Raw genomic sequence first — 13,171 nt, forward strand, 5'->3', positions numbered from 1 at the left:
ATCTCTCCTATTGTAAAAAAGGCTGTCCTTCCATTATACGTTTAAAAGGTCTTTATTAAAAGGGAGACGAAGGGAAATAAAAAAGCTATTACTAATAGAATGAACTAAGTAATAGCATTTACTGCTTCTTCAACTGTTTAATATATTGCTTAATTTCTTGATCATTGGTAGATGATTCAAGTATTTGCTGAGATAAATCTCGGAATTCTTTAATGTGGATTAGCTTGGAGATAACTTCCTCTTGGAAATTTTGGATATAGCGAGCTCTGCTTTCTCTAGCTTCTAATCCAGGATCTCTGCTTTTCAAAGACTTATCTAGAATCATTTGGGTAAAAAGATGCTCAGGGATGGAATAGACCTCAGCGAATTTAGGTAACAAGTAGATAGGTATAGAAAGAACGCCCTTCTCATACTTAGATAAGACTGAATGATCAATGCCAAGTCTTTTAGCTGCTTCCACTTGTGTTATTTCTAGCTGCTCTCTATATGCTCTAATATGTTCGTGAAAAGCCATGGTTCATCCTCCTTACAATGCCACAAGAATAGCGAAAGTAGGAGGGAAAGAGAGAAAAATCGCCAAATTGGAGATTTTTAAAATTCAGAATGGATTATATTATAAAATTAATAGGTAATATGATATACAGAAAGGATGCGACGATAGTAGAAAGAATACAGGTTTATATACCCTCTTTAGTAGATTCTCTAGATTTTGATGCCTTTAGGAAGCAAGAAAATGTAAGAATTATTGGAAGAAGAATGGGCTATGTCAAATACATCGTAGAAAGCTCCACTCCAAGCATCGCACAAATCCCAATGATTGTTACAGAGGATTTTGTCATCTACGATTTACATATCAATTTTTTACGCAACACGCTCTCTTTTATTATTGAGGGAGAGGAGGAGCCAAACAACCAAGAGGTACTGGATAAGATTTTTAAGTTATTTCTTATTAAATTTAGTTCTACCAAGATAGGCTTCTTTACCTATTCCAAAAGAAGAGAAGAGCATAAAAATAGAATAGTAGTGAATTAAATAGGGGCGAGCACAGAATTGTGTTCGCTTTTCTTAAGGGGGAAGTGCCTTCGCCAAAGAGTGGACAAGTGGTTATTCGCTTATACTGGTGTGCAGGGATTTCAAGAAGGAGAAGCTGCGTACAAATGAATTCATTCCATCGCAAGTTATCCTGAATAACGAGCGAACGATGCCATAATTACTGTTAGGAAGGATAGCGTTGATCCGCAAAAATGAAAAACCACTATTTGGTAAAAATAAACTACACGGTAAAACTTTTTTATGATATACTATTAGAAATCTGAAAATTCAAAATAGGGGGAGGTTGAGGCCATATGTTACTTGTGCAATTGATGCAGCCTTGCTACACGCAGTTAGAAGGAGACAGGATAAGATTAGTATTTGCCTATCAGTATTTTTCCTTACGTAAAGAGGATGAACTATTTCATTTTGTACCTGTAGAAGGAAAAGAGATTATTATCAACTCACAGTCGCTACAAGTAGAAAACTTGTCTGAAGTGTTTGTTTTCCAAAAAGGTAACCGATTTATTCGTCTGCCATTATACCAGTTACTCCTTGTCTCTGATATACATGCTCATTTACAAGTGATCATTGCTAAAGGAGGCAGTGAATCAAGCAGTATTATGAATGAGGGAGTACATGAAGTAATTGAGCAGCTTGAGGAAGAAAACTATGACAGAATGATAGATTATGCTTTGCTTCACAAAGACGCAGCACTATTTGATAAGTTGCAAAGAATCAAAGAATCTACTACAGGAGGATATGAAGTTGAATAAACTGACTCCTTAAAAAAACACCTAACGAATAACCTTTTCGTGTAGGTGTTTTTATGTGTGATAATTAGGAAAAGGATGTAAAAAAGTAAAGGAACAAGATAAATCCGCTAGAACCAAGGATACCAAAAATAATGTCCCCCCAATTAAATCCAAATTTATTAAATTTCATTTCCCCGTTCTCCTTCTTTAACAAATTCTTTCCGGATAGGAAAGTAAACATCTTTATATATGTCCCCGTTGTTTGTTTCATTCGGTATTGCTCGTCTGAGTAAAATGGCCAAGCTTATTCTTAATGAATAGGTCGAAATGGGACTTAAAAAGTTACAGATAGGATACCCACTTTTTAACAATTTAGACGAATTCACAATTTTTTTTATAGTAACAGATTGTCCTGGAGTGTTGGAATAGGCTTTCAGAATCAGCAAACAAGCCCGATTGCTTCAAGATATTCTTCTATTCCTATCATTATTACGACTTTTCGTTCACAATTTCAGTTTAATTTTGTAAAAAAATGCAAGTAAAACAAGCCGATTGACGCAAAAATGGAAGAATTTCGAAAAAATTTAGGTTATGATAGGTTTATAAATTATGGGAGAAGGGAATTACATGAAAAGGATTTCTGGTTTAACTAGTCTCTTGCTAGTGATAGCAATGGTTTTTTCATCATTTGCAGTGCATGCGGCTCCTCTTGATGAAGTAAAAAGTATTATCAATGAAAATTATGCTGGTGAGATACCAAAGAATTTAGAAGCATATAGCTCCATTCATGCAATTATAAACGAGCTAGATTTATATTCTGCCTATTTTACAAAAGAGGAATATGAAAGCTACCATGGCTCTATCAACAATCAAACGGTAGGCATAGGGGTGGCAATCAGTTCTATTGAGAACGGGATAGAAATAGTAGAAGTGTTTGAAGATGCACCTGCTGACCTTGCTGGTCTGGAAGCAGGTGATCTTATCCTATCCATAAATGGAGTTTCTACCAGTAGCATGGCCGTCGAACAAGCCTCTTCTTATATAACGGGGAAGGAAGGAACAAAGGTCGAGCTCCTCTTACAAAAAAGCTCAGACATACGAAGAACATACATAATTACTCGGAAAAGCTATAGCCTGCCAGTAGTCACGAAAAGGCTCTTGGCGGGAAATGTAGGGTACATATCTCTTCGCTCCTATTCCGATGATGGAGCGAAGCTGGTGCTTGAGGCAAAGAAAGAATTGAAGGGGGAAGGTGCTACTTCCTTCATCCTAGATCTACGCAATAATGGCGGTGGATACGTAGAAACAGCTGAAGAGCTGATAGGGTTGTTTCCAATGAGTCCGCAAGCTTATACATTGAACACGAGGTTAGGAGAGCTGCTCGTTCGTTCGAAAAAGCAATCCTCTTTATTTCCAGCGAACACGAGGGTATTGATTAATGGTGCAAGTGCAAGTGCTTCGGAAATGACAGCAGCAGCTTTGCATGACCAAAAATCAGCCATCCTGTATGGACAAACAACCTATGGAAAAGGCAGTATGCAAGGCTTTTATCCGTTATCAGATGGGTCTTATCTAAAGTTGACGATTGCGTCCTTTAGCGGTCCGAAGGGTACATTGATTAATGGAAGAGGGGTAGCCCCACATAGAAAGACAGTGGTAGGGAATGAACTACTGCAAGCACATCTAGATTCATTGGTGGAAGGAAAAAAGGGCTATAAAAAAATGAAACCTTTGAAGGGGGTTCCTCCAAACAAAGATTTCACGATTACTTTCTCTGGGAGCATCCAATTAGACAAAAAAGCAAAGGTCGAATTAATAAAGCTTGGCGATTCCGAACATTTACCAATTGAGGTAAAAAAAATTACCCGTAACCAACTAATTGTTAAGACGACAAATTTATTAGATAATGGAGCAGCATACATACTGTTGGTTCATCCAAAAATCTCTCAGTCTGGTAAAATTTTAGAAGCTGGAGCGTACGTAGAGATAACTGTTCAACTATAGGAGGGCAAAGGAATGTTTTTTGAATTTAAATTTTGGAAGCATCTTTTCCATCAAGGAGACTTGATTGATTCCTTGAATGACGCTACTATGCGTGGCTTCCGAAGTAGAGTGTGGATAGTGGCATTGCTGACGGCACTATTATTTGCACTACGAGATGTATGGGGCATGCATACAGAGGGTTTAACTTACTTATTTGTAAAAGGCTTTGAGGATACTTATATCATCGCAAGACTCGTTTCTGTAATTGGGGCAATCTTATCGGCAATTCTATACTTTGCCTTCTTCTTTTTCGGAATCTCCTATTTATTACATAAAATATTTACCATCGACCTATCCAAGGTGGCGGTAATTCAGCTGTTTGTAGTAAGTATCCTGGTGATGGAAAAAGCATTTAACTTTTTTCTATATGCAATCGTAGGCTATACAACTGATTACTCTGTTTTATCATTTGGGCCTATGGCGGCAGTGTTTTTAGATCAACCGTATATTATTGCGCTATTTGACCATTTTTCAATTACAGTAGCCTTAATCGTTGCTATTCAGTATCAGTTCGTCAAATCGTTCACAGATATGTCCGCACGAAATGTGCTCCTGATTCTCATTGCCATCCAGGTAATTCTAGCAGTACTCGCTGCTGGTATAGAAGTCCTCCCAATTACTAAATGGATCGAGGAGGGTATATAAATGAATAGATGGTATGCGATTGGCATTGCAATTGTTGTATCTTCGTTAGTGGCGACAAATGCAATATTACTATTTGATGAGAAAAGCGAAATTGAAAGAACCTACTATATTGAGGAATTTGACCGGCCTTCTCATAACACATACGTGAAGGAGCTAGAAAAAGAGTCAGTAATTGTGCCAACCGATATTGTCCGTGTGGCTATCGAAATGGAGAAGGTAAATAATTTACTAGTTTCTGAAGGAGATGTTGTGCAACCGGAAATGGAGCTTGCACAGCTGAACACAGCCTATGAGGATGAACAGCGTTCTTTATGGGAAACTCAGCAGCAGGCTTACCAGATCGAGCAAGGACAGCTTCTTCAGCTTCAAAGCAGATTGGAATCTGAAAGAGCCTCTACTCCTGGTACGGTTAGCGACAGTAACACCTCGACAGCTAACACTGGGGATGGTGAAATGGACGTAAATGTCCAAGTAGATGTGAGTGCCTCCCAAGATGGAAATTTTGCTCAGGCAATTGCGGAAACCGAGGTAAGGCTACTGGAGATTGAAAGGCAATTAGAGATTGTGCGGTCTCAGCTAAGCCAACCTGCCGGAGATCTTTCCGTAGTGAGTCCAGTGGAAGGAACGATCGGTTCGATTCAAGAAGAGAATGGAAAATATTTAATTGAAATCTTCACGAATGAAAAATCCCTTGTAACTTACGTAGAGGAAAAGGATTGGCATGAGTTAGAGGAAGGTCAGCAAGTTAGTGGTTTTTCTGAACATGTAGAAGGCGTGTTAGAGGGCTCCCTCATTAGCAAATCAACAGTACCGGTGGATACTTCTAAATGGCTGAATGCCTTCGAGCAGTTTGACAAGCGTTACGATAAACCGCTCTATGAAATCCAAGTAGGTCTCACGGAGCAGATAGATGAAATACCGTTTGCAGCAAATGTGAACACCGTCTTTGTGACAGATGAAGCAACAGATGCGGTGAGAGTACCATCCACATGGCTTCTAGCAACCGTAGAACAACAAAAAGCTATTTACACATTGGATGAGAGAGGGAGGCTTACAGTCACACCTGTTACAGTACCTTTCCAACTAGAAAATCATGCAATTGTGAATGGTCTTCCGACAGACACCGTGGTGGTAGAGGAGGAATTAAAATACGAAGGAACACAAACCTTCCTTCCCCTCCCATTGGAGCTGCCAAGCTGGAACAGTGTAAAAGCTGTAAGCTGGAAGGATTATGTGAAGTATATAACGTATAAATAAGAATGGCCTCTGCTTTCCCGCAGAGGTCTTTTTATGGTAAAATTATGTAAATATTCTAGGAGGTGGATATATGAAGAGGTTTATTGCTACATTGACAGTTCTTTTGCTATTGTTTCCTGTCGCAACACCTACGCATGCAAAGAAGACGCCATTATCTGATATTGAGAGTAACGGATCCGCTGGAGCCATTCTCTATTTGTATGAAAAAGGAATTATCAGTGGGTATCCAGATGGCACCTTCAGACCGAACGAGCCAATTACAAGGGCGCAAGCTGCAGCGATGCTAATTAAAGCTTTAGATATTGAGCTGGTGGATAACCCTACGGTAAATTTTAAAGATGTAACAAAGAAATCGAGCTATTATCGTATTCTGGCAACGGTAAACGAGAAGGGAATCCTCCGCGGAGAGAATGGTTATATGAGACCGGGAGAAACTACAACTCGTGCACAGATGGCAGCAATTCTCCGTCGCTCATTCAATATGACGCTGGACAAGCAGCCGACATTCATCGACGTTTCTTCAAATCATTGGGCATACGGCGATGTAAACAGTGTAGCAAAACATCGAGTAGCAAGTGGGTATCCAGATGGCACTTTCAAGCCATCGGAGCCGGTGACGCGAGCACACTTCTCTGCATTTCTAGCTCGTGCAATGGACGACTCGATGAAGGTAGGTAGCTACAAATCATCCGTGGGAGAACTCGGCACCTCCATTGACCGCGAAGGATGGACATATTCGATGAAGAAGGAAGGCGATAAAGTCAGTCTTGTGAAAATAAACCAAAAGACGAAGGAAGAAAAAATCTTACTAGATTCCACAGATTACCCTTCTGACGGTGGCACTTATACAATTTGGCTTGGGTGGAACTTTCCAATCGTCCTCTATAATGACGATATTTATTTCCTATATCAAAAAGGAGTCTCACAAGCTACAGACAAACCTATGGGATTCGCTATCACGAAAACCTCCTTGGAAGGTGGGGAATGGTCTGAAATTCCATTAAATCGATTTGAGGAAATGCAACGCAACATGTATATATGGAATGACCGAATTTATTATACAATGGAGCCAAATCCCAAAGAGCCTATTCACCAAAACCTAGCTAATATAGATCACTCTCTACAGCTCTACTCAGTAGATTTAGAAGGAAATGACAGAAGGTTTGAACATAAATTCAATGCTCGCTTCATTTTTAAGCCAATGGCCTATGAACATGAAGTTGCATTTACCCAATATCACCAATCAATAGACTATGACCACTCGACCATGTATTACTTCAACAAAACTGGCGTTTACAGGTATAGCTTGATAGACAAGAAAGCAACAAAGCTTTCAAATGTCCAAGCGAAAGATATGACCATCACGCCAACAGCAATAGAAATAGTAGGAGAGAACGGAAAGAAATATACCTTAAAGAAATAAATGAAGGAAAAGCATCCGATATCTTCGGATGCTTTTCTATATAGTCTAACAGGATTACTGAGAACCAACTAAAGACCTAGCCGCTCCCAAGCAGACCTTGGCTATGCCTTATGTCCATTTTAACCGAGAGTAAAACATGGCTAACTGAGAGTAAATGTCTGTTGAACGAGAGTAAACCAGCTGAATGAGAATAAACCTGGTCTATCCGAGAGTAAATGGTTGCTGAGTGAGAGTAACCTCACCCTATCCGAGAAATAAATCCCTACCGACTGAGAGTGACCCACCCTATCCGAGAGTAAATTGAAATCCATCGAGACCCCTTGACCGATTCCAAGTGGACCCTGGCCATGCCTCCCACCATTTTAACCGAGAGTAAAGTCAGGCTAACTGAGAGTAAATCCCGACCGAACGAGAGTAAACCAGTCGAATGAGAATAAACCTGGTCTATCCGAGAGTAAAGGTTCTCCGAATGAGAGTAAACCCAGTCTAAGTGAGAATAAATCCTCTCCGAATGAGAGTAATAAAAATGAGTAGCAACTTGATCACTACCATGTGGACCCTGGCCATGCCTCCCACCATTTTAACCGAGAGTAAAAGTCAGGCTAACTGAGAGTAAATCCCGGCCGAACGAGAGTAAACCAGTCGAATGAGAATAAACCTGGTTTAACCGAGAGTAAAGTGAAGCCGAGCAAGAGTAACCTCTTGACTGATAGCAGGCAGACCCAGGCCATGCCTTTCCACCATTTTAACCGAGAGTAAAATTTGGCTATCCGAGAATAAATCTAAGCCGAACGAGAGTAAACCGGCCGAATGAGAATAAATCTGGTCTATCCGAGAATAAATGGTCCCCAAGTGAGAGTATCCTTACTCTATACGAGAGTAAATCCCAGCCGACCGAGAGTAAACCCAACCCCAATCCCTACCCCAATCACCAGTAAGCCGCCACGCATCCGACATTCTCCTAATCCACCTCACCTATCCCCCTCGCCATTTAGTAACCATCCAAAGCAAATCTATTTCCTTAACAATTATTTCCGAAATCGTTATACTGGTATAATGCAAAGAAACTCTCACTTAGTAAGTAGGGATTTTTATGTAGGAGCGATGGAATCGGGAGGTTCAATCGCTAAGTAGAAAGTGAGGGAAATAACTATGTGGAAGATTTATACGATGCTTGTTTTTGTGATGTTGGTATGGGGAGCAAATGTGCCTGCTTTGAAGTATTTAGTGACGGCGGTTCCACCAGTTACTTTAACGGCGTTTCGTATTTTTATAGCTGGGATAGCAGTAGTGCTGATTTTATGGAAAATGAAGCTTCTTCGAAAGCCTACTAAAAAAGAATGGACTTATATTTTGCTAGGATCTATTTTAAATGTTGTGGCGCACCATTACTTCTTGAATATGGGTCTCTCTATTACAAGTGCGACGCATGGTGGGTTGATTCTTGGGGCAGGTCCGATTTTGACCGCCATTACGGGAGCTATTATTTTAAAGTCCTTTCCGTCTATGATTCAGTGGATAGGGTTAGTCATTGGTCTTGCAGGCGTATTCGTCTCCATCCTAGTAGGTGGTGGAATGGGTGGCGGTAATATTGGGGATTTTTACGTGTTCATGGCTATTTTTATGCAAGTGCTAAGCTTTATGGTAATTACAAAAGCTGCTAGAACCTTGGATCCAAGACTGTTGACTGGCTATATGCTGGTGATAGGGTCACTTGCTTTAATTGTAATAAGTCTTATTCAAGAGCCGGGTGCTATTAAGAGCTTTGGGGAGCAGTCGTCAGCATTTTGGGTTATCTTTATTACATCTGCGATTATTTGTACTGCGGTTGGTCATATGATATACAACTATGCGGTTGGAAAGGCAGGCGCAACAAAAGCGGCGATATTTATGAATTTGAACACGCTATTCTCCATTGTTCTATCTGCTTTATTCCTGGGAGAAATTTTAACTATTAGACACTTCCTTGGCTTGCTGCTCATCGTAATAGGTGTTATTCTCGGCTCCGGGGCAGCAGAGGATATCTGGAGAAAACGGAGAAAGAGGGCAATGTTACAATAGAACCTACTCGTTAGGAATGGAGGACTGGCGTGCGTAACCCGAAAAAAATACTTCTCATCCTTTTACTGGTCTTTTTTAGTCTCATACTCATTAGATTTGTCATAAGATTTCTCGATTTCTCGATTTCTGGATAACTAGATAATGGAAGCCTGGAGTAACTGATTTAACAATCGGTTACTTTTTTTATTTCCGACCCCCACAAATTACAGATACCATTCGAATAACTAAGTGAAGGGCCCAAAAGGGTACATGATTGGAAGAGGTGATGTGATTGCAAAGGAAATGGAAGAAGACGGGAGCGGCATTATTGGCGGTAACGCTTACCGTATCAGGAGCTAGCTATGCTTGGGCTGCGGATGAATTTGATACGGTTAGCATTACGAAGGTGACTGAGAAAAAATCGGTAGACGAAAGTAAGGTCGAAAAGGACTTCTCGCCAAGCCATACGAGCAAAAAGCTGATTGGTCTGCTTCATGCATATGAGCAAGCAGGGGATGCGGAAGCAAAGGCTGCACTAAAAAAAGCGATCGATCGTCAAATCAGTGAGTATGAGGCCTATGTAGATAATAAGGACAGCAAGGCAGAGACGGTAGTTTTCTTGAACAGTATCATTGCGTTAGTGAAAGCTTATGAGAACGCCCCTACTGAGGAGGCAAAAGCATCTATTAAGCTATCAATCAAGGACACAATAGCTTCGTTCAAAAAAACATCGAAAAAGGAAATAAAGGCAGAGGCCCCTGCAAAGAAGGAGCCGATCGTCAAACCGGTCGTGCCAGTAGAGCCTAAACCAGAAAAGAAAGAAAAGAAAGAGCAAAAAGAGAAAAAGGCACATAAACATGCCGATAAGCACGAAAAAAAGGAAGAGAAGAAGGCTTTAAAGGAACAACAAAAGCTTGAAAGAAAAGCCTTAAAGGCAAAAGAAAAGGCAGAAAAAAAGGCTGATCGAGCAAAGCATTCCCATGAACGTAAAAAAGGGAAGAAGCATGAGGATCATCCGAATCACAATAAATGATAGAACCGCTTTTCATTTTCAATAAAGCCGGCTACAATCAGATGAAGGCTTGAATGAGAACGGAGGGTATGTATGCTTTTGTCCATAATACAGGGCCTATTTAAATCAAAACCAAATACCACTAGGCTCAATGTTAGGGCAAAGGATCAAAAGGAGGCAGTAAATGACCTTCTATTTGAGTATACCCCTTTTATTAAAAAAACAGCTTCCTATATTTGCAAAAGACAGATTAATGAGCAAGATGAGGAATTCAGTATTTCGTTGCAGGGTTTTCATGAGGCTTTGATTGCATATAACGAAGAAAAAAACGCCTCTTTAGAAACCTTTGCACATTTGGTCATAAAGAGAAGATTACTAGATTTCTTGCGAAAGGAATCTACACGGAAAGAGCAGCTAGTAGAATTTGAAAACCAAATACTAGAGGAGCGTTCGCTTCATCGCCACGCTGAGGAGGAGCAAGCTGCAAGCAGGAGAGAGGAGCTTCTTAAATATAAGGAGCTTCTGGCTGAGTACAAGCTCTCCTTTGAAGAGCTGACTTCCTCTGCGCCAAAGCACGCGGACAGTAGAAGAACTGCCTTTCAAATTGCACAAATTATTTCCGAATCAGAGGAGCTTTATGCTTCTTTTATTGCCAAAAAGAAGCTGCCATTAAAAGATGTCGAGTCACTTGTAGGGGTTTCGAGAAAAACCTTGGAGAGACATCGAAAGTATATGATAGCAGTCATCCTCCTGCTAAAAAGTGATTTTGTTTATATAAAGGACTATGTGAAAGGAGAAATCATATGATGCGCAAGTATAGAGGCATTGTCTGTGAGAAACAGGAGACTCATTTCGTTTTTCTGACAACCGAGGGCGAATTTTTGCGCGGTACGCCGGTGGTAGAGAATCCTTCCATCGGGGAAGAGGTAGAGTTTTATCTGCTTCAGCCGCAAATGAATCCTCGGAAAAAATGGAAGCCTTCGTTTCTTGCCCCAGTTCTCGTAGCAGCAGTGCTTCTAATCGTTTTTGTCGCATCGATGATTCCTGAGTCAGAGAAAGCCTATGCGTATGTTCAATTGGAGGGTGTAGACTCCATTGAGCTCGGTGTAGATGAAGAAGGAAACGTTGTTACCCTAAGGTCGTTAGATGAGGCATCGACAGAAATAGGAGCTGATTGGATTGGACTCCCTATTGCTGTTGTCCTGACTCAGGCAGTGAAAGAAATTAGTCCGAAGGAAGAAGTGGTCATTACGACCATCTATGAAAAAGAGGAAAAGGAAGAGCTTAAGCAGACAATTGAAAAGGCGGTAAATGAAGTACAGCAAAAAAATTCGGAAAAACCAGTGCAGCTTGAAAAGAGCACGAAGGAAGAACGTTCTAAGGCGAATGAAAAGCAAAAATCTATCCAGCAGTATAAAAAACAGAAATCTACTCAGCAAAATAAGAAGCAGGACGCTCCTTCTGTAGATAAAGCAAAGCAAGATAAGAAACCGGCAGCTGAGAAGAAACAGCAGCATTCTCCTTCCCAAAATAAAGAGAAGAAGAAAGAAAAACCGGCCAAGCAACACGAAAAGAAGCAAGAAAAAAATCCCCATAAAAACAAAGAGCAAGACAAAGGTAAAAATAAGAAAGACCACCCGCCGAAAGGCAAGCATGATGGAAAACATCATAATAAGGAATAACAATACTGTGAGAAGAGAAGAGAAGAGAAGAGGCGCTTATGAGAATTATAAGTGCTTCTTCTCTTTTACGTTTTTCGCTGACAATACTCCAAACCAATGCCCAGAAGTTTTATCCCAACCTCTTTTTCCTTTCCCCTCTCCATGTTCCATATAAAAAAATTACTAAAACAAATAAAAATACGTTTGACTTTATAATTATGCAGTATTATACTATTTTTATTATCAGGAAAGAGGTGGAAAAATGAAAGTGGGCATTATAGGAGCTACCGGTTACGGAGGGCTTGAACTAATTAGAATTTTACATAACCATCCAGAAGTGGATGCTATTGATTTATTTTCGTCTTCAGAGGCTGGTATTCACTTTTCGGATAAATATACATCATTTATGAATATTTACGATGAGCCATTACTAGAGATAGAGCCTAATAGAATACTAGAATATGATTGCATTTTTACAAGTACTCCCTCCGGTGTAACCTCTGAGCTTTTACCCGCTTTTATTGGAAAAGGTCCAAAGCTTATTGACCTATCCGGAGATTTCCGCTTAAAAAACCTATCGTCCTATCAGCAGTGGTATAAAAAGGAGCCTGCCCCCTTAGAGGCAGTGGAGCAAAGCGTCTATGGGCTAACCGAATGGAATGAGCGTCAAATAGCAGAAGCGCCGCTTATTGCTAACCCAGGCTGCTATCCAACGGCAGTGCTATTATCCGTTTTACCACTAATAAAAGAAAAACTAATCGATCCGTCCTTGCTGTTCATCGATGCAAAAAGTGGCATTTCCGGGGCTGGCAATAAACCGACCGCCATGACGCATTTCAGCGAGACGAATGAAAATATAGCAATCTATAAGCTCCATGAGCATCAGCATATCCCAGAAATAGAGCAAGCGATGGAAATGTTTGCAGGGGCAACAGCGCCTATCACGTTTACAACCCATCTCGTTCCGATGACTAGAGGCATTCTAGCAACCAGCTATGCCCCCGTGCAAGAAGGAGTAACAGAAAAGCAGCTAGTAGATACGCTAGAGGAAGCCTATGCAAATCATCCATTTGTACGAATCGTAAAAGACACAAACAAATTTGGCACGAACCAGGTCTACGGCTCGAACTACTGTGATATTCATGTGAAAGTAGATACCCGCACGAACAGGGCAACCGTCGTCTCTGTCATTGACAATCTAGTAAAAGGGGCAGCCGGTCAGGCAATCCAGAATATGAACGTCCAATTTGGCCTGGACCAGAAGACTGGCCTATCACTTGTCCCATTATTCATTTAAAAAGGA

General features: G+C 40.6%; 12 protein-coding genes. 11 read left to right on the top strand and 1 reads right to left on the bottom strand.

Translation table 11 applies throughout. The features are described from left to right. Window positions 1-118: 118 nt before the first annotated feature. Complete coding sequence (locus AC1ECF_RS12710) at window positions 119-514, bottom strand: helix-turn-helix domain-containing protein (RefSeq protein ID WP_480389801.1); 396 nt, start codon at window positions 512-514, stop codon at window positions 119-121. A 119-nt stretch (window positions 515-633) separates the two neighbouring features. Between AC1ECF_RS12710 and AC1ECF_RS12715 the strand changes: the two genes are divergently transcribed. The 11 genes from AC1ECF_RS12715 (at window position 634) to argC (ending at window position 13,165) form a co-directional block, all read left to right on the top strand. Next, window positions 634-1,032: a hypothetical protein gene (locus AC1ECF_RS12715; RefSeq protein ID WP_480389802.1), complete on the top strand. Its 399-nt coding sequence runs from the start codon at window positions 634-636 to the stop codon at window positions 1,030-1,032. Between the two features lie 314 nt (window positions 1,033-1,346). Continuing rightward, the gene (locus AC1ECF_RS12720) at window positions 1,347-1,808 is read left to right on the top strand and encodes a transcriptional regulator (protein ID WP_480389803.1); all 462 of its coding nucleotides are present in this window, start codon (window positions 1,347-1,349) and stop codon (window positions 1,806-1,808) included. 606 nt (window positions 1,809-2,414) lie between these two features. Continuing rightward, on the top strand, window positions 2,415-3,791 hold the full coding sequence (locus AC1ECF_RS12725) for a S41 family peptidase (protein ID WP_480389804.1): 1,377 nt from the start codon (window positions 2,415-2,417) through the stop codon (window positions 3,789-3,791). Window positions 3,792-3,803: 12 nt separating this feature from the next. Continuing rightward, on the top strand, window positions 3,804-4,475 hold the full coding sequence (locus tag AC1ECF_RS12730) for a hypothetical protein (protein ID WP_480389805.1): 672 nt from the start codon (window positions 3,804-3,806) through the stop codon (window positions 4,473-4,475). Then, window positions 4,476-5,732: an efflux RND transporter periplasmic adaptor subunit gene (locus tag AC1ECF_RS12735; RefSeq protein WP_480389806.1), complete on the top strand. Its 1,257-nt coding sequence runs from the start codon at window positions 4,476-4,478 to the stop codon at window positions 5,730-5,732. Between the two features lie 70 nt (window positions 5,733-5,802). After that, window positions 5,803-7,155: an S-layer homology domain-containing protein gene (locus AC1ECF_RS12740; protein ID WP_480389807.1), complete on the top strand. Its 1,353-nt coding sequence runs from the start codon at window positions 5,803-5,805 to the stop codon at window positions 7,153-7,155. A 1,152-nt stretch (window positions 7,156-8,307) separates the two neighbouring features. Continuing rightward, window positions 8,308-9,216, top strand: a complete 909-nt coding sequence (locus AC1ECF_RS12745) for a DMT family transporter (RefSeq protein ID WP_480389808.1) — start codon at window positions 8,308-8,310, stop codon at window positions 9,214-9,216. Between the two features lie 271 nt (window positions 9,217-9,487). Then, on the top strand, window positions 9,488-10,228 hold the full coding sequence (locus AC1ECF_RS12750; protein WP_480389809.1) for a hypothetical protein: 741 nt from the start codon (window positions 9,488-9,490) through the stop codon (window positions 10,226-10,228). 72 nt (window positions 10,229-10,300) lie between these two features. Further along, window positions 10,301-11,014, top strand: a complete 714-nt coding sequence (gene sigI / locus AC1ECF_RS12755; protein ID WP_480389810.1) for an RNA polymerase sigma-I factor — start codon at window positions 10,301-10,303, stop codon at window positions 11,012-11,014. After that, on the top strand, window positions 11,014-11,889 hold the full coding sequence (locus tag AC1ECF_RS12760; protein WP_480389811.1) for an anti-sigma-I factor RsgI family protein: 876 nt from the start codon (window positions 11,014-11,016) through the stop codon (window positions 11,887-11,889). Before sigI ends, AC1ECF_RS12760 begins: the two co-directional genes overlap by 1 nt. 241 nt (window positions 11,890-12,130) lie before the next feature. Then, window positions 12,131-13,165 carry an N-acetyl-gamma-glutamyl-phosphate reductase gene (gene argC, locus AC1ECF_RS12765; RefSeq protein ID WP_480389812.1) on the top strand — a complete coding sequence of 345 codons (1,035 nt, stop codon included), beginning with the start codon at window positions 12,131-12,133 and terminating at the stop codon, window positions 13,163-13,165. The last annotated feature ends 6 nt before the right edge of the window (window positions 13,166-13,171 follow it).

It is taken from the genome of Psychrobacillus sp. Z3-81 (assembly GCF_056620325.1).